This is a genomic window from Streptomyces sp. CB02959, assembly GCF_002803155.1.
In the GTDB taxonomy this organism is placed as follows: domain Bacteria; phylum Actinomycetota; class Actinomycetes; order Streptomycetales; family Streptomycetaceae; genus Streptomyces.
The window spans coordinates 167,544-191,177 of sequence record NZ_NNBP01000011.1; the positions used below are offsets into that span (position 1 = coordinate 167,544).

General features: G+C 71.8%; 21 protein-coding genes. 14 read left to right on the forward strand and 7 right to left on the reverse strand.

Translation table 11 applies throughout. From position 1 onward, the window contains the following. Nucleotides 1-122 precede the first annotated feature (122 nt). Nucleotides 123-887, reverse strand: coding sequence for a trypsin-like peptidase domain-containing protein (locus tag CG747_RS19610; protein WP_107490316.1), 765 nt, complete (start codon nt 885-887; stop codon nt 123-125). A 248-nt stretch (nt 888-1,135) separates the two neighbouring features. On the opposite strand from CG747_RS19610, the gene CG747_RS19615 reads away from it, so the two are divergent. The 4 genes from CG747_RS19615 to CG747_RS19630 all read left to right on the forward strand — a co-directional run bounded on the left by CG747_RS19615 (nt 1,136) and on the right by CG747_RS19630 (nt 5,292). Continuing rightward, a complete protein-coding gene (locus tag CG747_RS19615; protein ID WP_100603057.1) occupies nt 1,136-1,999 on the forward strand; it encodes an endo alpha-1,4 polygalactosaminidase in 864 nt (287 codons plus the stop codon). A 75-nt stretch (nt 2,000-2,074) separates the two neighbouring features. Further along, the gene (locus tag CG747_RS19620) at nt 2,075-2,695 is read left to right on the forward strand and encodes an L-threonylcarbamoyladenylate synthase (RefSeq protein ID WP_100603058.1); all 621 of its coding nucleotides are present in this window, start codon (nt 2,075-2,077) and stop codon (nt 2,693-2,695) included. 14 nt (nt 2,696-2,709) lie between these two features. Next, nucleotides 2,710-3,258, forward strand: a complete 549-nt coding sequence (locus CG747_RS19625) for a hypothetical protein (protein ID WP_100603059.1) — start codon at nt 2,710-2,712, stop codon at nt 3,256-3,258. A gap of 234 nt (nt 3,259-3,492) precedes the next feature. Continuing rightward, complete coding sequence (locus tag CG747_RS19630) at nt 3,493-5,292, forward strand: coagulation factor 5/8 type domain-containing protein (protein ID WP_100603060.1); 1,800 nt, start codon at nt 3,493-3,495, stop codon at nt 5,290-5,292. A gap of 168 nt (nt 5,293-5,460) precedes the next feature. Here CG747_RS19630 and CG747_RS19635 read toward each other — a convergent pair whose 3' ends face one another. Continuing rightward, on the reverse strand, nt 5,461-5,811 hold the full coding sequence (locus CG747_RS19635; RefSeq protein ID WP_100603061.1) for a helix-turn-helix domain-containing protein: 351 nt from the start codon (nt 5,809-5,811) through the stop codon (nt 5,461-5,463). Between the two features lie 117 nt (nt 5,812-5,928). Between CG747_RS19635 and CG747_RS19640 the strand changes: the two genes are divergently transcribed. Beyond that, entirely contained in the window at nt 5,929-6,858 is a 930-nt protein-coding gene (locus tag CG747_RS19640) for an NAD(P)-dependent oxidoreductase (protein WP_100603062.1), read from the forward strand. Nucleotides 6,859-6,899: 41 nt separating this feature from the next. Here CG747_RS19640 and CG747_RS19645 read toward each other — a convergent pair whose 3' ends face one another. Next, nucleotides 6,900-7,307 (reverse strand): DUF3224 domain-containing protein, encoded by a 408-nt coding sequence (locus CG747_RS19645; protein WP_100603063.1) that lies wholly within the window; start codon nt 7,305-7,307, stop codon nt 6,900-6,902. Nucleotides 7,308-7,410: 103 nt separating this feature from the next. On the opposite strand from CG747_RS19645, the gene CG747_RS19650 reads away from it, so the two are divergent. The 8 genes from CG747_RS19650 (at nt 7,411) to CG747_RS19670 (ending at nt 13,935) form a co-directional block, all read left to right on the forward strand. Continuing rightward, the gene (locus CG747_RS19650; RefSeq protein ID WP_100603064.1) at nt 7,411-8,394 is read left to right on the forward strand and encodes a YafY family protein; all 984 of its coding nucleotides are present in this window, start codon (nt 7,411-7,413) and stop codon (nt 8,392-8,394) included. Between the two features lie 313 nt (nt 8,395-8,707). Continuing rightward, nucleotides 8,708-8,785, forward strand: a complete 78-nt coding sequence (locus tag CG747_RS51010; RefSeq protein WP_374701792.1) for a tryptorubin family RiPP precursor — start codon at nt 8,708-8,710, stop codon at nt 8,783-8,785. Between the two features lie 77 nt (nt 8,786-8,862). After that, complete coding sequence (locus tag CG747_RS19655) at nt 8,863-9,912, forward strand: cytochrome P450 (RefSeq protein WP_100603065.1); 1,050 nt, start codon at nt 8,863-8,865, stop codon at nt 9,910-9,912. A gap of 179 nt (nt 9,913-10,091) precedes the next feature. Next, nucleotides 10,092-10,397, forward strand: a complete 306-nt coding sequence (locus tag CG747_RS19660) for a hypothetical protein (RefSeq protein ID WP_146022108.1) — start codon at nt 10,092-10,094, stop codon at nt 10,395-10,397. Then, nucleotides 10,397-10,525, forward strand: coding sequence for a hypothetical protein (locus tag CG747_RS49580; protein WP_257980532.1), 129 nt, complete (start codon nt 10,397-10,399; stop codon nt 10,523-10,525). Before CG747_RS19660 ends, CG747_RS49580 begins: the two co-directional genes overlap by 1 nt. Nucleotides 10,526-10,728: 203 nt before the next feature. Beyond that, on the forward strand, nt 10,729-10,881 hold the full coding sequence (locus CG747_RS48105) for a hypothetical protein (RefSeq protein ID WP_180985612.1): 153 nt from the start codon (nt 10,729-10,731) through the stop codon (nt 10,879-10,881). Between the two features lie 139 nt (nt 10,882-11,020). Beyond that, nucleotides 11,021-12,565, forward strand: coding sequence for an SDR family oxidoreductase (locus CG747_RS19665; RefSeq protein WP_100603067.1), 1,545 nt, complete (start codon nt 11,021-11,023; stop codon nt 12,563-12,565). Beyond that, nucleotides 12,562-13,935 (forward strand): deoxyribodipyrimidine photo-lyase, encoded by a 1,374-nt coding sequence (locus tag CG747_RS19670; RefSeq protein WP_100603068.1) that lies wholly within the window; start codon nt 12,562-12,564, stop codon nt 13,933-13,935. The genes CG747_RS19665 and CG747_RS19670 overlap by 4 nt, the downstream gene beginning before the upstream one ends. A 13-nt stretch (nt 13,936-13,948) precedes the next feature. Here CG747_RS19670 and CG747_RS19675 read toward each other — a convergent pair whose 3' ends face one another. From CG747_RS19675 to CG747_RS19685, 3 genes are all read right to left on the reverse strand, one after another. Beyond that, a complete protein-coding gene (locus CG747_RS19675) occupies nt 13,949-14,848 on the reverse strand; it encodes an RNA polymerase sigma factor SigF (protein WP_100603069.1) in 900 nt (299 codons plus the stop codon). Between the two features lie 251 nt (nt 14,849-15,099). Continuing rightward, entirely contained in the window at nt 15,100-15,561 is a 462-nt protein-coding gene (locus CG747_RS19680) for an SRPBCC domain-containing protein (RefSeq protein ID WP_100603070.1), read from the reverse strand. A gap of 123 nt (nt 15,562-15,684) precedes the next feature. Next, nucleotides 15,685-16,017 (reverse strand): hypothetical protein, encoded by a 333-nt coding sequence (locus CG747_RS19685; protein ID WP_100603071.1) that lies wholly within the window; start codon nt 16,015-16,017, stop codon nt 15,685-15,687. A 193-nt stretch (nt 16,018-16,210) separates the two neighbouring features. Between CG747_RS19685 and CG747_RS19690 the strand changes: the two genes are divergently transcribed. Beyond that, nucleotides 16,211-17,206, forward strand: a complete 996-nt coding sequence (locus tag CG747_RS19690; RefSeq protein WP_146022109.1) for a HEAT repeat domain-containing protein — start codon at nt 16,211-16,213, stop codon at nt 17,204-17,206. A 66-nt stretch (nt 17,207-17,272) separates the two neighbouring features. Here the strand turns inward: CG747_RS19690 and CG747_RS19695 are convergent, their stop codons facing one another. Continuing rightward, nucleotides 17,273-23,527 carry a toxin glutamine deamidase domain-containing protein gene (locus CG747_RS19695; protein WP_257980556.1) on the reverse strand — a complete coding sequence of 2,085 codons (6,255 nt, stop codon included), beginning with the start codon at nt 23,525-23,527 and terminating at the stop codon, nt 17,273-17,275. Nucleotides 23,528-23,634: the final 107 nt, after the last annotated feature.

A 23,634-nucleotide genomic window follows, 5' to 3' on the forward strand; every position in this document is an offset into this window, starting at 1 on the left:
GTCCAGACCAATTGCCCCACAGCGTGAACCTTCATCGTGGGCACGTCAACAGTTTGGACTGGACCAATGCGCGAAGTGCCGCCCGGGAACGGTCCCCGGGCGGCACGGACGCGCGGTGCGGCTCAGCTCGCCAGGTGGAAACCGGCTCCCACCCCGCCCTGCGCGTTCATCTCGTCGATGATGCTCAGGATCGGCGAACTGTGCTGGGCGCCCCAGGCGTTGCCGACCAGCGTCTGGCCGTTCACCACCGGCGAGCCGGAGTCGCCGCCGTCGGTCCATATCAGGTGGGTGAACCACATGTTGTGGGTGCCGAGCTTGATGCCGCAGGTCAGGCCGGTCCGGTGGCCCTGCTTGCACATCCGGGTCCCGTTGGCCGGCGGTGCCCCGATCGACGTGATGGTCACCCCGCCGACGGTGTTGGTGGGCGCCACCCGGCTCTCGTCCAGGCGGATCACCGCGAAGTCCAGGCCCTTGGGGCCGGTGTTGAGCAGGTTGTTGGGCGTGCTGACGTACGTCACGGTGCCGATGGACCCGGTCTTGAGGTCCGGGGTGCTGTTCTCCAGCGGGGCGGGCGCGGCGGCCGTCCCGACGGGCGAGGAGTCCAGGTAGACCTGCTCGCCCACCAGCTTGTTGCCCTGCTCGTCGATGAAGCAGTGGGCGTTGGTCAGGCCCACCAGATTGCCGGCCTGGTCGCGCCCGACCGCGGTGAGCGTGCAGACGTAGTAGCTCTTGTGCTCCTCCGGCGTCGGCTGCATCCGGAAGATGATGCCGCTGCCCCCGCCGACGGCCGTGCGCGTGGCGGTGCTCGCGCTTGCGGCCGGGGCCGCCGAGAGAGACAGGCTCGCCAGGAGGGCGGCGGCGCCGAGCGCGCGCAGAACGCGGAACATGCGATCACTCCCCGTGTGGTGCTCAGTGGTCGAAAGACTGACGCGCTCAGCTAACTGCCGGGGGAGCCGGCCGGATGGCCAATCATCCATTTTGGACTATGTGAGGTGCGTCACGTCCGCCGATGCTGACGAACAGTCAATGTCGTTGCGACGAGGCGGTGTTGGTCCGCCGGGCGGGGCCTTCCGGGCGGCGGTCGATCCGGCCGTTGGAGTGACGCGCCGTGGCTACTGTGTCCTCCATGTCTCGCATGCCCGTGCCGCTCCGCCGTGCCGCCGGTGCCCTCGTGCTCGTCGCACTGCCGCTCGCCGGCTGCTCCACGGCCGGGACCGCGCCCGCGCCCGCGCCCGCGCCCGGCCGCCCGACCGCGACGGAGACCGCCCGCCACGGCCTCCGACTGCCGCCCGCCGACGCCGTCTTCGACTACCAGATCGGCGGACCGTACCCCCCGGCCGACGACGTCACGGTGGTCTCCCGCGACCGCGCCGCACCACCCGCCCCCGGCCGCTACGGCATCTGCTACGTCAACGCCTTCCAAGGGCAGCCCGGCGCCGACGCCCGGCAGTGGTGGCGGCGACACCACCCCGATCTCCTCCTGCGCGACCGGGACGGCGAGCCGGTCGTCGACGAGGACTGGGACGAGCCGCTGCTCGACATCTCCACGCCCGCCAAGCGCACCGCCCTGCTGGGCGTGGTGGGACCCTGGATCGACGGCTGCGCCCAGGCCGGCTTCGACGCCGTCGAAGCGGACAACCTCGACTCCTACGAACGCTCCCACGACCTGCTCACCAAGGACGACGCCCGGGCCTTCGCCGCCCTCCTGACCCGCCGCGCCCACGACCGGGGACTGGCCGCCGCACAGAAGAACGCCGGCGACCTGCTCCCCGAACGCCACCGCACCGGCTTCGACTTCGCCGTCACCGAGGAATGCGCCCGCTACCGGGAGTGCTCCGACTACGCCGAGACCTACGACGACCGGGTCTTCGACATCGAGTACCGGCGCACGGACTTCGACACCGGCTGCCGCACCTGGGGCGCCCGGCTCTCCCTCACCCTGCGCGACCGCGACGTCGGCCGCCCCGGCGAGCACGGCTACGTCCGCCGCGCCTGCTGAAGCCCCGCACAACAGGGCCGGCGCCGCCCGCGCCGGGAACGCCGACCGGCGCGACGATCACCTAGACTCGCGAAAATGGCCAAGTACTTCGACGTCCACCCGGAAAACCCGCAGCGCCGCACCGTCACCACGGTCGCCGACGCCATCCGCTCCGGTGCGCTCATCGCCTACCCCACCGACTCCTGCTTCGCCCTGGGATGCCAGCTGGGCAGCCGGGACGGGATCGACCGCATCCGGTCGATCCGCAACCTCGACGACCGCCACCACTTCACCCTGGTGTGCCAGAACTTCGCGCAGCTGGGCCAGTTCGTACAGATCGACAACGACGTGTTCCGCGCGATCAAGGCGGCCACCCCCGGCCGCTACACCTTCATCCTCCCCGCGACGAAGGAGGTCCCGCGCCAGCTGCTCCACCCGAAGAAGAAGACCGTCGGCGTCCGGATCCCGGACCACACCGTCACCCAGGCACTCCTCGCCGAGCTGGGCGAACCGCTGCTCTCCAGCACCCTGCTGCTGCCCGACGAGGACGAGCCGCTGACCCAGGGCTGGGAGATCAAGGAACGCCTCGACCACGTGGTCGACGCGGTGGTCGACTCCGGCGACTGCGGCACCGAGCCCACCACGGTCGTCGACTTCTCGGAGGGCGGTGCCGAGATCGTGCGGCGCGGCGCCGGTGACCCGTCACGCTTCGAGTGACGGGCGGCGGAGCGATGGCGCGTACCCGCAACCGTGCGGCAGCGGTGCTCGCCGTGGCGCTGGCCCTCCAGGCGGGGGCGGCCGGAGCGGCACAGGCCCAGGCGGGCCCGGCGGCGAGCGCCCCCGCCGTGGCCCCGGCCGCCGCGATCAGGATCACCGAGGGGCAGGTCGGCGAGGTCGGGCCCGGCGGCACGCTCACCTACCCCGCCGTGACCAGCTGCCTGACGGTCACCGTCCGCCTGGCGGGCGGTGGGCTGGTCGGCGCGCACGCCAGTTTGTTCCAGGTGCCCGGGGAGTACCGGTCGGACCGGATCCTCGCCGCGGTCGCGCGGCGCGTCGGGACGCGGGCGGTACGCGCCGTGGAGGTGCGGGGCGCGGTCGGTGCCTGGCACCCCGGCTACTTCACCAGGGCGATCGAGAGCTATCCGGACGGCGCGCAGGTCCCGGTGCCCTCCCGGCCCGACCCCGACGGCCTGGCCCGGGCGGTGGCCGACGGGCTCGGCCAGCCGCGCGGCAAGGTCACCGTCCAGGACCTGCCCGACGGGGACCAGACGGTGAAGTGAACCACCGCACCGGACACTTCTTGAACGCGACAGGAATACGCCGGTGAATGCGCCCGGCGCCGCGTAACGGCACCAACTGCCCTTATGGGCACGTAACTTGATGGCGGGTTGGTGCCGCCACGCGGAACTCTGGTCATGACTCTTGACGCACCCTTCACGAAGCTGAAGCATGCGACGGCGGGAGCGCGCTCCCCACCCCCCACGTCTTCACTTCCTGAATCAGGAGAGTCGCCCATGACCCCTGCCTCCAAGGAATCCCCCACCCCCGGACAGCCCGCCGTCCGGCGCCGGTCCGTCCTCGGCGCCGCCGCCGCGGCCGCCGCGGCCCCCACCCTGCTCGGCCTCGCCGGGACGGCCGCCGCCGCACCGCGCAGGACCCCGCACGCCCTGCCCGGCGGCGGCGACCTGGGCCCCAACGTCCTGGTCTTCGACCCGTCCACCCCCGGCATCCAGGCGACGTTGGACGAGGTGTTCAAGAAGCAGGAGAAGGCGCAGTTCGACAGCGGGCGGTACGCCCTGCTGTTCAAACCGGGCACGTACCACGGCCTCAACGCCCAACTCGGTTTCTACACCTCGATAGCCGGCCTGGGGCTGTCACCCGACGACACCACCATCAACGGCGATGTCACCGTGGACGCCGGCTGGTTCGACGGCAACGCCACCCAGAACTTCTGGCGCTCCGCCGAGAACCTCGCCCTCGTCCCGGTCAGCGGCACCAACCGCTGGGCCGTCGCCCAGGCAGCCCCGTTCCGCCGGATGCACGTCCGCGGCGGCCTCAACCTGGCCCCCGCCGGCGACGGCTGGGCCAGCGGCGGCTACCTCGCCGACAGCCGGATCGACGGAACGGTGGAGCCGCGCTCCCAACAGCAGTGGTACACCCGCGACAGCGCCGTCGGCGGCTGGTCCAACGGGGTGTGGAACATGGTCTTCTCGGGAGTCGAGGGCGCCCCCGGCCAGACCTTCCCGAACCCGCCCTACACCGTGCTGGACACCACCCCCGTCTCCCGCGAGAAGCCCTTCCTCCACATCGACGGCGGCGGGTACCGGGTCTTCCTGCCCGAGCAGCGCACCAACGCCCGCGGCGTCACCTGGGGCAACGGCACCCCGCGCGGCACCTCGCTGCCCCTGTCGCAGTTCTACGTCGCCAAGCCCGGGGACTCCGCGGCCACCCTCAACCAGGCCCTCGCCCAGGGCCTCCACCTGCTGCTCACCCCCGGCATCTACCACCTGGACCAGCCGATCCGGGTGACCGCGGCCAACACCGTCGTACTGGGTCTCGGCTACGCCACACTGATCCCCGACAACGGTGTCACCGCCCTGAAGACCGCCGACGTCGACGGCATCCGGCTGGCCGGCTTCCTCATCGACGCCGGACCGGTCAACTCCGAAACGCTCCTCGAAATCGGCCCGGCCGGCGCCTCGGCGGACCATTCCGCCAACCCGACCACCGTCCAGGACGTGTTCCTCCGCATCGGCGGCGCCGGCCCCGGCAAGGCCACCACCAGCATCGTGGTCAACAGCCGGCACACCCTCATCGACCACACCTGGGTCTGGCGCGCCGACCACGGCGACGGCGTCGGCTGGGAGACCAACCGCGCCGACTACGGCATCCGCGTCAACGGCGACGACGTACTGGCCACCGGACTGTTCGTGGAGCACTTCAACAAGTACGACGTGCAGTGGTACGGGCAGCGCGGCCGCACCGTCTTCCTGCAGAACGAGAAGGCGTACGACGCCCCCGACCAGGCCGCCGTCCAGGACGGCGACATCAAGGGCTACGCCGCCTACAAGGTCGCCGACTCGGTCACCACCCACGAGGCATGGGGGCTCGGCAGCTACTGCTACTACAACGTCGACCCCGGCATCGTCCAGCACCACGGCTTCGCCGCCCCCGACGCCCCGGGGGTGAAGTTCCACGACCTGCTGGTCGTCTCGCTCGGGGGCAAGGGCCAGTTCGAACGCGTCATCAACGACACCGGCGCGCCGACCTCGGGCAGCACGACCGTCCCGTCGACCGTGGTGGCGTACCCCTGACGGTCGGCCGAACAGTGCCGCCCGGGCCGGTTGGCCGCGGCCCGGGCGGTCCCCCGATACCCACTTTTTTGTGCGTACTTGGCAGCCCGCCGCGGCCGGGAGAGGCTGTTCGCAGGCGGTCACCGGGCCGCCCGCGAACGGACCGGACGGAGGTGAAGTGACGTTGCGTCAGGAGGCGTTCTCCGCCTCGGCGAGCTTCTCCAGACGGCGGTGGCCCCAGGCGTCGAGAGGCGCCATCGCCTCGGCCAACTCGCGGCCGAACGGGGTCAGCGCATACTCGGTCTTGAGCGGCAGCACCTCGTGCACCTCCCGTTGCACCAGCTCGTCGTCGGTCATCTCGCGGAGTGCCTGAGTCAGCACCTTCTCGCTCAGCCCCGGCAGGAGCCGGCGCAACTCGCTGGGCCGGCGCGGGCCGGACTCCAACAACCACAGCAGTGGCGTCTTCCACTTGCCGTCGATCACGGCGATCGCCGCGGTCGTCCCACAGACATCCCGATCCCGGGCCCGGCTGCGCGTCATCGTCGCCCCGTTCCTTCCGCTCGTCTCTTCGTACGCCTTCTTCTCTCCCTTCTACGAATCGCTTTCACCGGTTCGGTATTTCCGTATTTCCGCATTCCCGAGGAGTCGCACCGCATCATGTCCACCTCTGCCCCTACGCCCACCACGTCCGCCCGATCCGCCTCCGAACCCGCCGCGCGGCGGGCCGTCACCGTGCTCGGTCTGGGACCGATGGGCCGGGCCCTGGCCGACGCGTTCCTGCAGGCGGGGGTCCGGACCACGGTCTGGAACCGCACACCGGGCCGCGACCGGACCCTGATCGAGCGGGGCGCGGCCGGCGCTCGGACCGCGGAGGAGGCGGTTGCCGCGAGCGACCTGACCGTGGTCTGCGTGGTCAACTACGAGGCGGCGACGGCCATTCTGCGCCGGCCCGCGGTCGCCGACGCCCTGAAGGGCCGCACCGTGCTCAACCTGACCGCCGGCACCCCGGGCGACGCGCGGGCCACCGCCGACTGGGCGGCCGACCACGGCGTCCGCTACCTCGACGGCGCGATCATGACCCCGATCACCACCATCGGCACCCCGCACGGCGTCTTCCTCCACAGCGGCCCCGCGGACCTCTACGACGCGCACCGGCCGGTGCTCGACACGCTCGGCGGCACCCACACCCACCTCGGCGCGGACATCGGCCGGGCCGCGGCCCACGACGTGGCGCTGCTCGACCTCTTCTGGACCGCGATGACCGGATACGCACACGCCCTGGCGGTGGCCCGCGCCGAGGGCATCACCGCCCGCGAGCTGGCACCGTTCGCCAAGGGCATCGGCGCGATCCTCCCGCCGATCTTCGAACAGATCGCGGCGGACGTGGACGACGGCAACCACTCCGGGGCGAGCAGCGCGCTCACCTCGGCCGCCTCGTCCATGGCCCACATCGTCCAGGCATCCGAGGCGCACGGTATCGACTCGGGGGTGATCCGGGCCGCGGAGGGACTGGCCCGCCGCGCCATCGGACGGGGCCACGGCGGGGACGGGTTCAGCCGGGTCGCCGAACTCCTCGGCTGCCGCTGACACCGGGCGGGCCGGTACCCCGCCGGCCCGCCCGGCGGCGCTCAGCCCACCTGGTAGTCGAAGGCGTAGGGGAAGGACGGTTCGCCGGCCCGGCAGGTGTAGCTGCCCGATCCGGTCAGCCCGGCCAGGTCCCCGGTGGCCGATCCGGGCACGACCGCGAAGGTGCAGCGCACCGTGCCGTCGGCGTCGAACGTGCCGCGCTCCTCGACGACGAAGGTGCCCGCCCGCCCTTCCAGGCGGCCGGTCAGCAGCTCCATGCCGGTGAACGTCCCGGTCCTGTCCGAGGTGTAGACGATGCTGTACTCGCAGGTGGTGCGGGCGGCCTCGATGCCGCCGGAGAAGGAGTTGGTGACGGAGGCGTGGGCGAGCCGCGGGCTCGTGTCCTCCGCGCCGACCGGGCGCTCCTCCCAGTCGGCGTAGGTGATGCGGCCGGTGGTCTGCGCGGGCATGGCTGTCCTTTCGGTCTGCCGCACGGCTGGTACGTGTGCGGTGTGCGACCAGCCTGACCGCGGTACCTGACACCTTCTGTCAGGTACCCGGGACAATCGGGCCATGCGCGCCGACCGGCTCCTCGCCCTGCTCCTGCTGCTCCAGAACCGCGGACGGATGACCGCCACCGCACTCGCCGCGGAACTGGAGGTGTCGGTCCGCACGGTCTACCGGGACATCGAGGCGCTCGGCGCGTCCGGCGTCCCGGTCCGCACCGACCGCGGGCCCGACGGCGGCTACCGCCTGATGGACGGCTACCGCACCCGACTGACCGGGCTCACCGACGCCGAGGCCGGTGCGCTCTTCCTCGCCGGAGCTCCCGGCCCGGCCCGCGACCTGGGACTGGGCGCGGTGCTGGCGACCGCCCAGCTGAAGGTCCAGGCGGCGCTCCCGGCCGAACTCGCCGAGCGCACCCGGCGGATCCAGGACCGCTTCCACCTCGACGCCCCGGCGTGGTTCCGGGACGCCGACCCGGTCGCGCACCTGGCGCCGATCGCGCGGGCGGTGTGGGAGCAGCGGGTGCTGCGCGCCCACTACCGGCGCTGGCGCGGCGAGGTCCACCGGGAACTGCGCCCGCTCGGGATCGTCCTCAAGGGCGGCATCTGGTACCTGGTGGCGTCCGTCGACGAGGCGGTGCGGACGTACCGGATCGCCCGGTTCCTGGCCGTGGACCTCACGGACGAGGCGTTCGTGCGACCGGCCGGTTTCGACCTGGCCGCCTACTGGGCGGAGTCGTCCCGCCGCCTGGAGGCGGCGCTGCACCAGGACACGGCGCGCCTGCGGATCTCCCCGCAGGCGCGCCGGCTGCTGCCGATGCTCTACGGCGCGGTGGGGCGGCGGGCCCTGGAGGACGCCGGAGAGCCGGACGCGGACGGCTGGACGGTGGTGGAGATGCCGGTCGAGGGACCGGCGGTGGCCGTCGGCGACCTGCTCAGACTGGGTGCGGAGGCGGAGGTCCTGGGTCCGCCCGCCCTGCGCCGGGCGGTCGCCGAGGCGGTGGCCGTCCTGGCCGGCCGGTACGGGGCGGCGCCCGGCACGCGGGAGTGACCCGACCGGTACACCGCGGGTGCGCAGGTCCCCCGTTCCGTAAAATCTTCGACGCTTCACGACAACCACCAACACTGCCGTTCTATGCGGTATTTGGCATGTATATACGCTACATCGGGATCAATCGCCCACCGTGCGGCGCGTTTTCCGCCACCCCCGCCGCGAACGCCCTTGAAACACAGGGCAGTTGTTCTTTGACGTGATACGGGTCACTTGACGCCGTCATGCCCCCGGCATTCACTTCTGCGGCGGTCGAAGACCCATTCGACGGCCTGCCACTGGGGAACAGACCTTCCCCGCCATGGAGGTACGGATGAAGTTCGTTCGTCTCGTGAAGCGGATGCGCAGCGAAAAGAGCCTCAAGGCGTATGCGTGGTACGGCTGGATCTGACCGGCCCACGCCCGTAGAGGACGGTGGTGGGCCGGGCGTGAAGGCCCGCCACCGGCCCGCGTTCCCGGAGGTTCCCGATGCCCCAGCGACCGACCGTCAGCCGCGGCGGCCGGCGGGTGCGCTTCGCACCCAGGATCGACGCGCTGCTCAGCCGCCACACCGGCCAGGACCTGTTCCGGCTGGAGCCCAACACGATCGGCGTCGCGGGCGCCGACCTGATGGACGCCCTGCTCCGCAGCCGGCCGGCCAACGCCGAGGAGCGCCCGACCTTCAAACCCGTCCTCGGCCGGCATGTCGACCGGGCCGACGCCGCCGCCTATATGCAGGCCGTGGCGGCCGACGTCCGGAAGGCGCTGCAGCGCCCGTTGGAGACGCCGGTCGACCTGACCGGCCCGTGGCCGCAGGTGCCGCACGCCTACCTCCGGGACCTCGTCTTCGGACGGGAACTCCTGCGCTTCCGGGTCCTGGTCGACCGCAGACTGGAACTCACCCCGAAGCTGACCTGGTCCGCCGTCACGTCGGGCGCCGCCCTCCTGCGCCGCCCCGCCCATGTCGAACCCCTCTCGAAACTCGCCACCCTCGTCCTCGACTCCACCGGCTTCCCGGACCGCCGGTACGCGATGTACCTCTACCGGCGGGTGGCGGCGCCCGTCTGCTTCACCGTGGCCGCACTGGTCACCAACGCGGTCTGGCTGGGCGCACCGTTCGACGACTCCGTCCCGAACCGGCACGTCCTCGCCGAGGCGCTCCGGCTGCTGCCGCCGTCCTGGAACATCCTCCGGGCGGCCTCACCCGAATTCACCGCGGTGGACGGCCGGATCGGCCCGGCGGACGACCTCCTGCTGCTGCCCCTCCTGAGCCACCGCGACCCCGCGCTGTGGGAGGACCCCGACGTCTTCCGCCCCGAGCGGTGGGCGGACCTGGACCCGGACGACCACCCCGGGTACCTGCCGTTCGGCCATGCCAACGAGCGCTGCTGGGGCCGCCACATGGTGCTGCCGCTCGCCGAGCGGCTGCTCGATCTGGTGCGCCGGGACGGTCTCACGGTGCACCCCGGCCAGACCGCGGGCCGGGTCGAACTCGACGGGCTGATGGAAGTCGCGGAGGTCCGGATGACCCGGGGCTGAGGCGCCGCCTACCTGATCGGTTGGGGGGCGACGCGCCCGCCGTCCACCGCCAACTACCCGGTGCGGACGCCGGGTTCGCACCCGGCGCCGGTGTCCGGTCACCGCCCCCGACTGCCTGCTAAGGCCCTGCTTCGCCATGGACATGAGGCGGTGGCACGCCGGAGCGGTGGGGGATGGGCATGGGACGGCGCGGATCCGTGTCGGCCGTCCGGGGCGCGGCACTGCTACTGGTGGCCGGCTGCGAGGGAGGCGACGGGAAGCCGGACGGCAACGCCGGGAACAAGGCGCTGACCGACGGTGTCACCAAGGGGTGCGGCGGCTACCTGAAGCCCGAGACGGTCGCCGCGGCACTCGGACACGCGACGTTCGCCAACGTGAACAGCGCGTTCAGGGCCCCGGAACGCGAGATGGGCGGCTGCCTGGTGAACATCACGACCAGTGCAGGCCCGGCTCGCACACCGCCGGGCCGATCGCCGTCTACCTGATGCTGGAGGTCTACGACTCCCCGAGCGCGGCGTCGGCCGCGGAATTCGTCGCCGGCGCGTGCGGCACCCGGCTGGCGAACGGCGTCCGCCACCATCCGCGCGTGCCGTGCGCGCATCTCCTCTTCTGACACCGCGCGGTGGCGTACCGGTCGACCGTTGACCTCGGTGACGACGGCGGCGACGGCGTCGTAGGAGAGGGCCTGCGGTCCGGTGAGGATCCAGTCGGTGTTGTGGGGCGCCGGGTCGGTCAGGGCGTGCGCGGCCACCGCGGCGACTGGCGGCCCTGACCGGGTGCCCGGCCGCGGTCAGCCGGGCCGCGAGGCGGCTGCCGGTGGTGCCGGTGGTGCCGGTGGCGCCGGTGACGAGCAGCGGCCCGGTGGCGGGGGAGGCGTTGCGGGGTGTGGTCATAGGGGGCTTCCTGATAATCCGGACCTGGCTCGACGCCTACGTCCACTCCGTGCTGCCGGACGACACGCGCACCTGACCCGCACCGGGCCGGACCGCGCCCGCCGTCGCGGAGGCCCGGACGGCCCGGCGGCGTGGCGCGTCCGAACGGGCCCCCGGAGCCGATGTGATGTCCGGGAAGGCGACACGGCAACAAGGCGAGAGGCGGTGGCGGCAGCATGGACGCCCCGGAGACACTCCCGGAGGAACGCCCCGGGCGGGCCTGTCTGGTCACCGGCGCCACCGGGTACATCGGCGGCCGGCTGGTGCCCGAACTCCTGGCCGCCGGGCACACCGTCCGCTGCCTGGCACGCCACCCGGGCAAACTGCGCGACCACCCCTGGGCGGGCGACGTGGAGGCGGTGCGCGGCGACGTCACCGACGCCGCCTCGGTGGGCGCGGCGATGCACGGGATCGACGTCGCCTACTACCTGGTGCACGCCCTGGGCACCGGCAAGGACTTCGAGGAGACCGACCGCCGGGCCGCCCGGATCTTCGGCGAACAGGCCCGCGCCGCCGGCGTCCGGCGCATCGTCTACCTCGGCGGGCTCACCCCCGCCGACGTCCCCGAGGACGAACTGTCCCCCCACCTGAGGTCGCGCGCCGAGGTGGGCCGGGTGCTGCTCGACTCGGGCGTGCCGACCGCGGTGCTCCGCGCCGCCGTCATCATCGGCTCCGGGTCGGCCTCCTTCGAGATGCTGCGCTACCTCACCGAACGGCTCCCGGTCATGGTCACACCGAGGTGGGTCCGCACCCGGACCCAGCCGATCGCCGTCCGCGACGTGCTGCGGCTCCTCGTCGGCTGCGCCCGGCTGCCGGCGGACGTCAACCGCACCTTCGACATCGGCGGCCCGGACGTCCTCACCTACCGCACGATGATGGGCCGCTACGCGAAGGCCGCCGGACTGCCGCGCCGGCTCATCCTGTCCGTGCCGGTGCTCACCCCGGGCCTCTCCAGCCACTGGGTCGGCCTGGTCACACCGGTGCCCTCGAAGATCGCGCGCCCGCTCACCGAGTCACTGCGCCACGAAGTCGTGTGCCAGGAGCGCGACATCGCCCGCTACGTGCCGGACCCGCCGGGCCACCCGTTCGACTTCGACACCGCCGTGTCCCTGGCGCTCCAACGCATCCGGGACGCCCAGGTCACCACCCGCTGGTCGTCCGCCTCGGTGCCCGGCGCCCCCAGCGACCCCCTGCCCACCGACCCGGACTGGGCCGGCGGCAGCCTCTACACCGACTGCCGGGAACGCGACGTGGACGCCCCGCCCGACGTGCTCTGGCGCGTCATCGAGGGCGTCGGCGGTGTGCACGGCTGGTACTCCTTCCCGCTCGCCTGGGCCGTCCGCGGCTGGTTGGACCGGCTGGTCGGCGGGGTCGGACTGCGCCGCGGCCGCCGCGACGCCAGCCGGCTCCGGGTCGGCGACTCGCTGGACTTCTGGCGGGTGGAGGAGATCGAACCGGGGCGGCTGCTGCGACTGCGCGCCGAGATGCGGCTGCCGGGCCTGGCCTGGCTGGAGATGTCCTGCCGGGCCACGGGCGACGGTCGGGCGCACTACCGGCAGCGCGCCGTGTTCCACCCGCACGGACTGCTCGGCCATGCGTACTGGTGGAGCGTGTCACCCTTCCACGCCGTGGTCTTCGGCGGGATGGCACGCAACATCGCCCGCGCCGCCGCCACGGCCACCGAACCAACACGCAAGGCCGACAAGGGAGTTGCCCCGTGACCGTCGCCGTCGTCCTCTACACCTCCGATCTGCGGTTGCACGACCACCCGCCGCTGCGCGCGGCCCTCCGCTCCGCCGACGCCGTCGTCCCGCTGTTCGTCCACGACGACGCCCTCGCCGCGACCGGCTTCAGCGCCCCCAACCGCCGCGCGTTCCTCGCCGACTGCCTCACCCAACTCGACGCCGGCCTGCGCGAGCGCGGCGGCCGGCTGGTGGTCCGGGCCGGTGACGTCGTCGAGCAGGTCTGCCGGGTGGCCGCCGAGGCGGACGCCACCGAGGTGCACGTGGCCGCCGGGGTCAGCGGCTACGCCACCCGCCGCGAGGAACGGCTGCGCCGCGCGCTCCAGGCCGAGCGGCGCCGGCTGTGCGTGCACGACGCGGTGATCACCGCGGTTCCGCCCGGCGCGGTCGTCCCGGCCTCCTCCGACCACTTCGCGGTCTTCACCCCCTACTTCCGGCACTGGGCCCGGCAGCACCTGCGCGACCCGTTGGCCGCGCCGCGCAAGGTCCCGGTGCCCGAACACCTCGGCTCGGCGGACCTGCCGTCGACCAAGGACCGGTCCGGGGTCTCGGAAGGACTGGCGGCGGGCGGCGAGGCGGCGGGCCGGGCCCGGCTGACGGCATGGCTGCGCAGCGATGCGGCGGCCTACGAGGACCGCCACGACGACCTGCCCGGCGACGCCACCTCGCGGCTCTCCCCGCACCTGCACTTCGGCACCCTCTCGCCCGTCGAGCTGGTCCACCGGGCCCGCCGGCTCGGCGGCCCCGGCGCCGACGCCTTCGTCCGCCAGCTCGCCTGGCGGGACTTCCACCACCAGGTCCTCGCCGCCCGGCCCGAAGCGGCCGCCGCCGACTACCGCACCCGCCACGACCACTGGCGCACCGAGGAATCGGCGGCGGACGAGATCGCCGCCTGGAAGGCCGGCCGCACCGGATATCCCGTGATCGACGCGGCCATGCGCCAACTGCGCCACGAGGGCTGGATGCACAACCGCGGCCGCCTGCTCACCGCCTGCTTCCTCACCAAGACGCTCTACGTGGACTGGCGGGTGGGCGCCCGGCACTTCCTGGACCTGCTGGTGGACGGCGACCTCGCCAACAACCAGCTCAACTGGCAGTGGGTGGCCGGAACCGGCACCGACACCCGCCCCAACCGCGTCCTCAACCCGGTCCTCCAGGCCAAGCGGTACGACCCCGACGGCGCCTACGTCCACCGCTGGGTGCCCGAACTCGCAGGGCTCGCCGCGCCCGCCGTCCACCAGCCATGGAAACTCCCGGCCGACGAGCGCGCCGGCTACGACTACCCCGAACCCCTGGTCCAACTCGCCGACGGACTGGCCCGGTTCAAGCGCGCCCGGGGCCGCGACTGACCGCCCGCCGACGTCAGGACTGGCCGACCAGACCCGTACGGAGCCGGTCGAGGATCCGGGCGAGCAGCCGGGAGACGTGCATCTGCGACACGCCGAGCTCCGCCCCGATCTCGGACTGGGTCTTCTCGTGGACGAACCGCAGGGTGAGGATCCGGCGGTCGCGCTGGTCCAGCTTCCGCACCAGGGGAGTCAACGCGTGCAGGTCCTCGGCGAGTTGCAGCCGCGGGTCCTCGTCTCCCAGGGCGTCGGCGAGGCTGCGGGCCGACTCGTCCTCCCCCGGGTCGGTGGGCTGGTCCAGCGATCCGGCGGTGTAGCCGTTGCCGGCGACCAGCCCGTCGATCACCTCGTCCTCGCCGATCCCGAGGTCCGCGGCGAGCTCGGCGACGGTGGGGTCCCGGTCCAGGCGGGCGAACAGGCGCTCCTTGGCCTGGGCGAGCTCGATCCGCAGCTCCTGCAGCCGTCGCGGCACGTGGACCGCCCAGGTGGCGTCCCGGAAGAACCGCTTGATCTCGCCCATGATGTAGGGCACCGCGAACGTCGTGAACTCGACCTCGCGGGAGAGGTCGAAACGGTCGATCGCCTTGATCAGCCCGATGGTGCCGACCTGGACGATGTCCTCCCGCTCGCTCGGATCGCCGCCGCGGTTGTGGAACCGGGCCGCGGCGTACCTGACCAGGGAGAGGTTCATCTCGACCAGCGTGTTGCGCACGTACTGGTACGCGTGGGTGCCTTCCTCCAGCTCCGCGAGCCGCTCGAAGAACGGCCTGGACAGCGCCTTGGCGTTCTTGGGCGCGACCTTGGAGGCATCCTCGATGTACGGCAGTCCGCCTGCTCCGGAGCTCACGGTCCGGTGGTCCCGGTCCTGGCTCCGGCCGTACCGCGTTCCGGTGTGCGTGCTGACCGCCGTCGTCATGGCTGCCCTCCCATAATTTGGATCATGGTCCGGTAAGCGGCGTCTGCCCTTCGTTCGCGGAACGAAACACCTTCCGCTCGCTTTCTGCCACCACGAGCCTGATGGGCCGTCAGAAGTGCTGCCGCGACGGCGATATGGAACTCCACCGGCCCAAATGCGACCCCCGAACGGCCGGGGGAGAGGCGTCGGGGCCGGGCGCCCCGGCGAGGGGCGCGCGAGGGTTTGGCGTCAGCGGAATTGATGGCGAGGAGTCAGCTCGACGGGGTGCCGATCTTCCGGTCGAGCTGCTCCAGGACGTGCGGCCAGGCATCCCGGTGCCGATCGCGCGCCGCCTCGTCCGCGAACCCGGCATGGGTGAGCCGCAGCCGCGTCCCGGCGCTCTCGGCGGCGCACTCGACCGTGACGACGGTCTCCGCGCCCTGGGTGCCACCCGCACCGGTGACCCACGTCAGCTGGACCAGCCGATCCGGATCGAGTCGCAGGAAGCGGCCGTAGTGCGGGTAGCGGACCCCCTCGTGCTCCGTCTCGAAGAAGAACGCCGTGTCCACCCGGCCCTGGGTCAGCACCGACCCGGGGGCCGCGAACCAGCGGTCGAACTGCCCGGTCCAGGCGCGGTACAGGGCGCCCGGCGTCGCACCCATCAGGCGCTCGACGGAGAGCTGGTGCGGTCGGGAGGAGAGGTCGGGGAAGCGGAACGGTTCGTTATTGGGCATGGGGAAAATCTAGCCCAATGGGGCAAAAGGGGCGACCTTCTGGTGGGGTCCGGCGGCCGACCGGCCGCCACACCTCTCGCCCCTCGCTCAGCCTCTCCGCCGCTCCCGACTCGCCCGTTCCTCCTACTTGCCCGTTTCGCTCTGCTGCTTCCGGTAGAGCGCGATGGCCTGATCCGGCGGGTAGTTGGGGAGGGTCGAGATCGTGCCGGTGCCCTTGGCCACGACGAAGCTGCTGCCGCCCGGCGGGGTGGGCAGCGGCCGCCCGTTCGCGTCCACCGGCTTGGCGTACGTGGCGTAGACGAGATATCCGAGATCGAATTCCCGCACCTGCAAGGGGGCCGGGCTCCCGTCGAAGGAACGCGGCTCACCGAACGCGGTCCGCACGATTTCCAGAGCCTCGTCGGAATTGGTGGGAACGGACTGCGGGCCGGTGGGGGAGTCGTGGTCGGGCGTCATGGTGCTTCCTCGTCTGTGGTGGTGGGGAAATCCTGGCACATGCGAAATGCGGGGCGAGAATCGGGAGAAAAGGTGCCGTCCGGCGCGGAGTCGTCATTGTCGGAGCGGGCGTTGCGGCCCTCGCTGCGACCGTACTCCAGGTTTCCGGGCGGAGCGCAGAATCCCTTCGTTCAGCTCGGTTAGGGTCGTGTGCATGAGTGAGGAGATTGCCGCACTGGTGCGCCGTCTGGCCGCCGAGAGTCGGGACGACCGCGCAGCCGCGCAGGACGCACTGACCGCTCTCGGGGCCCCGGTCGTTCCGCACCTGCTGCCGCTGCTGAAGAACGACGGAACGCCGGGCGGAACGGCCGCGGAACTGTGTCTGGAAGACATCGGCGCCGCGGCGCTGGCCCCGCTGCGCGAGGTGCGGGCGCACGGTCCGGGCGCCCTGCGGGCCGCCGCGTTGCGCATGCTGGCCGAGCTCGGCGGCGGCGACGCGCTGAGCGACGCGGACCGGGCCGCCGTCGAGCGGTTGGTGCGGATCAAACTGCCGGACGAACAGCCCGGCGACCTGCCCGCCGACCGTTGGGTCGCGGTGCCCAAGGCGGAAGTCGCCGACATCGTCCGCGCATTGGACCTGCACGACGCTCGGCCCGTCACCACGGCCATGGGACTGTCCGCCGCCGTGCACCACGAGAATTCACTGAGCCGCCCCGCGGACGACGGCAGTGACGCCACTTCTTACCGGGTCTTCATCACCCCGGAATTCGAGGGCTGGCGACTCGTCTACGGCGCCGACTACCTCAATGAGAATTGGGCGGAGGTCGTGACCCGGCTCAGTGCGCACTGCGGAGAAGCTCATTTCTACGCCGTCGACGAGTACGACGGGGCGTGGGTGTGGTGGGTTTCGGAGAACGGACAGGACCGGCGCGGCTACCGCACTTACGGGGACCCGCAGTGGATCGGTGAACCGATGGAATTCGAGCGGGACCTGATGCCGGACGAGGACGTGGACCCGGACTCGGAGGACTACGACGCCGAAGCCGCCGAGGAGTACGCCGAGGGGGTGCGCGACCCCGAGGAGGTCGCCTCCTCGATCTCCGTCCAACCGACCGTGGTGGAGGTGCTCGACCGGGTCGGCCACGGCTGGCTCGCGGTGACCGACCCGGAGGTCGGCCACGGCCGCTTCCGGGGTGCCCTGGACATCTGAGGACCGGGCCCGAGCCGTGCCGCCGCTGGTTCCGGGAACCAGCGGCGGCACGGCTCTGCGCATCTGCTACATCAGGCTCGGCTGGATCTTCTTCCAGGTCGAGTTCAGGTGCTCGATGTGCCGGTCCATTTCGCGCGTCATGGCCTGCTTCTCGGGCGTCGTGGACTCGTCCTTCCGCTTCTTGTACTCGGCGTCGATCATCTTCTTGAGCTCCTTGCGGGCATCCGCGTCGTTGGAGCCGTCGATCTTGCTCTTCTCCCGGTCGATCCACTGCTGGGTGTGGTCCGTGCGGCGGTCGAGCCGTTCCTTGGCCTCTTTCTGGACGTCGGCGTGGGACATCTTGGCCACGTCCTTCTTCACCTTGGCCTTCTCCTTGTCGATGTCCTTCTTCGCCTGGACGTCCTCGGGGTCGGTGCGGTACGTCGTGCTGTAGTACACCTTGGAGCCGTCCGGCATCATCTTGCGCAGCGTGTCCGAGCAATGGGCGTGCCCTTGCCCCTTGCCGCACGGTTCGCGCTCGGTGTACAGGGCGTTCGCGGTGTACTTCGTGCCCTCCTTGTTGGCCCGGTCCAGCCAGTCGAGGAGGTGCTTCTCGGAGTGCCGTCCGGAGACGTTCTTCTCACCCACCGGAACGGACGAGTCCGCGACGTAGTGCACCTGGTTGTCGGGCGGCGGCCCCTTGACCTCCAGGACCGCGTAGTTGCGGTCCGAGAAGTCCGGGGTGTTCTTCTTCAGGCTGTCCGGGGCACCGTCGGTCAACTTGAGGTTCTCGAGGACCTTGTTGCCGCTGTTGCGGTGTCCGCGGGCCCCCAGTGACTCCTCGGCGTTCTTGGCGCCGCTGTCCTTCGTACCGTCCGCGGGGGCCGCTTCGTTGGGATTGCGGTACGGATGCTTGACCTCGACCGGGTTCTGTCCCACACCGTGCTGCTCGTGGAATCCCCCGCTCATCCGCGCCAGGGACGAGACGACCGCGAGCTTTTCGCCGCGCTCCAGGTCCTTGAAACCGGGCAGCCGCTTCTCCAGGTCGCTCTCGGTGAACTTCTGCGGCCCCTTGCCGGCGTCCGGACCGGAGTCGGCATGACCGGAGGAGGCCCGGAAGACCTGTGCGAGGTGCCCGTCGTCGGCCCATCGGGTCAGGTCCGTGTGGACCCGGTCGAGCGGAATGCGGTGGACGTCCAGGGTCTGGCGCTCGCGGAGCTTCTGCTGCTCCGCGTCCGGCTCCTTGCCGTACTCCTTGGAGTGGCCGTCCTCCCGGTCGAGGGTGTGCTTCCCGTCCTTCTCCTGCTGGGCGGTGTCGCTGTCGCCGCGGTCCTTCGGGTCCGAGTAGGGGTGATCGGCGTTGCTCTTGGAGTCGGACTTCGCGTCGTTCGAGCCTTCGCCCTGGGTCTCCTTGCCCTTCTGCTTGTCGTCCTGCTGGCCGTCCTGCTTGTCGTCGGCCTTGGGGGTGTCCTTGGTGGAGTCCTTCGTGTCGTTCTGGTTGTCCTTGGGGGCGGGGCCCGCGGCGTCCTTGTGGTCGGTGCCGGTGTCGTGCTTGCCGGTGCCCTTGTCGTCCGCCGTCGGCCCGGTCTTGTTGCCGTCGTTCTTCGAGTCCGTGGTGGACGTGCTCGTCTGGTCGTGGTCCGGCGTGGTGGAACCGTGCCCGTTGCCGTCCGACTGCCCGGCGTGCGGCTGGCTGTCGACGTCCATGGGCGTGCCGGAGCCGGACTGCCCGTCGTGTCCGGTGCCGTGTTCCCCGGTCGGCGGGCCGTGTTGCGACGGCGGTTGGTGCGCCGGGGAGTCGACGTTCATGGAGTCGTCGAGGTTCAGGGCGTTGAGGTGGTCCGGAAGGCTGCCGGACAAGGTCTGGGGCGGCGACGGGGTGTTGTTCTGGCCGTTGCCGACCGACTGCTGGCCCGACCGGCCGTCGTCGTCCACCTCCATCTTGGTGCGCTTGTGCGGGTCGGAGTCGGAAACGGGATCGGCGGTCCGGCCGTCGTGCGAGGGCTGGTCCTCGGCCTTGCGCTTCGCCGAGGGGTCACTGGCCTCCGGCTGGTCGCCCTTCGGCTGGTCGCTCTTCGGGTGGTCCGCGCCGGGTGCGTCGTGCGTCGAAGCGCCGTCGTGCGAACCGTTGTCGGACTGGCTGTACGAGCTGTCGGAGTCCGAGTCGTGGGACGGGTCCGGAGCCTGGTGCAGGGGGTTCCGGTCGGCGTCCAGCGGGATGTAGAAGACGTCCGTGGCGCCGTCGGTGTTGATGGGCTGGTGGCTGACCTCGCCGCTCTGGGTGTCGACCCAGACGACCTTCCCGTCGTGGTTGACCGCGTTGAACGCGTGGCCGCCGCCGTCCGCCCAGTTGACCTGGACGATCGCGGAGGAGCCCGGCCCGGCGTTCAGGAGGTCCTGGGCGATCGCGTGGTGACCGTCCGGGCTGGTGCCGGCGTAGGAGTGCGACGCCCCGGCCCAGTCGATGATGTTCTCGTTGGCCTTGTTCTCCGGCGACCAGCGGTCGGGCGTCCCGTCGGGGTTGACGTCGGGCGTGCGTGGTGCGGACACCTGGGGGTTGCCGTACCAGGTCTCCAGGAACGAACGGCTGCAGTCGGCGCAGTTGTTGGAACGGCCCGGCACGTCGGTGCCGCCGTCGTTCTGCAACTTGGCCCAGTCGCCGGTCGGGTCCGGGAAGCGTTGCGGAGTGCCGTCGTCGTTGCGCGGGACGGAGTTCTCCAACGCCTGCTGGTCGGCGGCGTGCGGCGGCTCCAGCCCGCCGGGTGCCTCCTGGATGCCGGAGCGGATCTCGTCCAGGCTCGGACGGTCGTCGTGCTTGTCCGTACCGTCGGAGTCCGGCTGGTCACCGTGCTCCGACTGGTCCGGGTGGTCCGATTCCTGGGACTGGTCCGGGTGGTCCTTCTGGTCGGAGTGGTCGGACTGGTCCGACTCGGGGGAGTTCTCCGAGTGGTCCGGCTCCGGGGAGTGGTCCGGTTGCTCGTCCTTGGCGGGGCCGCTCTCCTCGTTCTTGTCGTTCTTGTCGTTCTTGTCCGGTGTCTGGTCGCCCTCGGGCTTGGGGGCGTCCTCGGGCTTCGGGTCGCTGTCGGACTTGCCGTCGGACTTGTCGTCGGACTCGTGGCCGTCGTCCTTCGGGCTGCCGTCCGCCTTGGGGTCGGCGTTCTTGTCGGGGCCGTCGTCCTTGGGCTGGGCGTTCTTGTCGGGGCCGTCGTCGGCCTTCGGGTGATTGTCCTCGGCGTTCGGGGTGTCGTCGGTCTTGGAGGTCTTGTCCTCGGGCTTCGGAGCGTCGCCTTCCGGCGTGGGGGTCTCGTCGGCCTTCGGGGGGTTGGTCTCCGACTTGGGACCGTTGTCCTTGGGACCGTCGTCAGGAGTGGGCGTGTTGGCGTCGGTCTTCGGGGGGTTGTGGGACTGCTGGCCCCCGTCGGGCGTCTGGTCGTGGGCGGGCTTCGGCGTGTTGTCGGCCGTCGGCGCGTCGTGGTCCGACGCGGACGAGGGGTTCGGCTTGGCAGACGCCGGCGGACCGTCATGGGCCTGCGGCGGCTGCTGCGCGGGCCGGGACGGGCGCGCAGACGGCTGGCCGTCCTGCGGCCGCTCGGTGCGCGGCGACGGGTCGGGCCGGGGAGTCGTGGGCCGCGGGCGTGAACTCTGGCCGGCCTGCGGGGTGTTCCGCGGATCGCTGCCAGGGGTGTGCCGCGAGGGCGCGCCACCGCTGCCTGCGGACGTGCCGGAGGACCGCGGCGGCGTTGCGGAGCCGTGACCGCCGGCCGTGGGGGCGCCCGTGGGCGGCACGCCGCCGCCCATCATCATGCCGGGGGGCGGAGCGTGCTGGCCGGACGACGAGGGCGTGCCGGTCGGACCCGACGTGCCCGGTGCGTCGCCGCCGGACGGCCCCGTCTGCGTGAGGCCGGAGGGCGGCGGCGGGGCCAGGGTCGCGCTCTCCGTCTCCACGGTGACCGGGCCGCCCTCGTCCGGGCGGTGCGGCGCGGGCTGGTGCGGCACACCGGAGGAGGAACCGGAGGAACCGGAGGAACCGTGACCCGACGAGCCCGCGTGCGGCACGCCGCCGGTCGGCACACCGCCGCCCGTCGGCATGGCACCCCGACCGCTCCCGCTGCCGCTGTCGTTCTGCGTCGAGGAGTGGTCCGGAGCGGACGACGGGGAGGAGGCGTGGTCCTGACCCGGGGAGGACTGCGGGCCGTGCGCCTCAGGACGGCCTCCGGAGTCCGGGGACGCCGAGTGCGAGGAGTCGGGGGTGGGCCCCGAGTCCGGCGTCGGAGCTGACGTCGGAGTGGCCGAGGGAGCGTGCTGCTGCGGCGGGTTGCCCTCGTGCGCCGGGCTGGTGGCACCGCCGCCGTGCTGCTGCGGCGTCGTGTCGCGGGGTTCCGGGGCGGGGTTGTGGTCTTGTGCTGGGCCGCCCTGGTGTTGCGGGGTGGGGCTGTGGTCTTGCGCCGGTCCGCCCTGTTGCTGCGGGGTGGGGCTGTGGTCTTGTGCTGGCCCGCCCTGCTGTTGGGGCGTGGGGTTGTGGTCTTGTGCCGGTCCGCCTTGTTGCTGCGGGGTGGGGTTGTGGTCTTGTGCCGGTCCGCCTTGTTGCTGCGGGGTGGGGCTGTGGTCTTGTGCTGGCCCGCCCTGCTGTTGGGGCGTGGGGTTGTGGTCTTGTGCCGGTCCGCCTTGTTGCTGCGGGCCGGGGTTGTGGTCTTGTGCCGGTCCGCCCTGTTGCTGCGGGGTAGGGCTGTGGTCTTGTGCTGGGCCGCCCTGCTGTTGCGGGGTAGGGCTGTGTTCTTGCGCCGGGCCGTCGTGCTGCTGCGGGGTGGGGCTGTGGTCCTGCGCCGGGTCGCCGGTGTTGAAGGGGGTCGGGGCGGGACCGTTGTCGTGCGGAGCGGGTGTCGTCGGACCCGAGGAGTCCGGCGTGGGGGAGTTGCCCGGCGCAGGAGGCGGCGTCGAACCGGAGCCGTGGTCGGTGCCGGGCCCGGGGCCGTGGTCGGTCCCCTGCCCGCCGATTCCCTGGGCGGGGCCGTCGTGCGTGGGCGGCGTGGGCGCAGGGGTGGGGTCCGGGGAAGGCGTCTGTGCCTGCGTGGTGCCCGGAGGCGGCGTGTGCGAGGCGCCGGGCGGCGGGGCGTCGGCGTTCTGCGGTGTCGACTGGGACTCCCGGTACCCCTCGTCGAAGGGCGTCAGCCGGCTGGGCGGCGGCGTGTCGGAGTTCATCGGCCGGGGCGGGGTGCCGCCGTTGGTCGAGTGGTCACCGGTTCCACCGGTGGGCGAACTGCCTTCGTGCGTAACGGGGTTCGGGGAACCACCGGTGTTGCCGCTGCCGCCGGTGGAGTCGCCGGCACCGACCGACAGGGAGTCGTGCGGCGCGGGGCCGCCGTTCGAGGGGCCGCCCGTTGGGGAGCCACCGGTCGAACCGCCGGTGGAGCCGCCGGTCGAGCCGCCGCCCGTCGAGGTGTGCCCGCCCGGTGATGCGCCTCCGCCGCCCCCTGACGACGTGCCGCCACCGGAGGACGTTCCGCCGCCGGACGAGGATCCGCCGTCACCCGACGAGCTCGTGCTCTCGGAACCGCCGCTCCCGCTTCCGGACTCGTGTCCCGAGTCCCCGCCGGAGTTGTGGCCCGCGGCCGAGTCCAGGCCGTTGCGGACGTGGTGGCCGGCCTTGGCACCGGCGCCGTCACGGAGCGACTCGGTGAACGTCTGCCCCGAGTTCTCCAGCGCGTTGCTGCCTTCCTCAACGCCCTTGTTGAGGGTGCGGCCGGCGTCGAAGCCGTCCTGCGCGCCGAAGCTCATGTTCACGGACTGCGTGATGACGTCGGAGATCATGGCCTGGAGCGCCGAAACGGCGGGCTCCTTGGCGGTCTCCAGGGCCGCGTCGAGGACCTGCTTCGCGGCTTCCTTGATGATCTTCCGCACGATCGCGCGGGTCGCCGCGGTGGCCGCCGCCACGCCTATCTCCGATAGGCCGAAGGTGAACGGTGCCGCGGCTTGGGCCGCGATGATCTCTGCCGCGAGGATCGCCAATTGGACGATCACCGCGACTTTCATGCCGATGACGAGGCCGGCGGCGATGTCCAGGGCGACGGCGATGGTCTCCGCGGCGGTCCGGGCGTCGGAGAAGTATCCGGAACCGGAACCACCGGTGAACTTCTCCCAGGTGGTGTTGAAGCCCTCGATCGAGTCGCCGGAATTCTGCGACACCACGTTGCCGGCCGCAGTGACGCCCCGTTGCTGGAGCTCCTCGACCCCGGAAGCGAAGTTCCGCCACTCCTGGGCGGATTCTCGCAGTTTGTCTTCGTCTGCCGTGGGCCAGTTGAACCCCAGCATTTCAAGGACCCACTCAAGTGCGTCCGGCAGCATTAGCGACACGACTGGGTTCCCCCGGCAGTTTCTAGGTCACATGTGTACGGATGGGGGTGAGATATGGCGAGAGGTAAGGAAGGAGACATGGACCGGCCAAAGTGGGT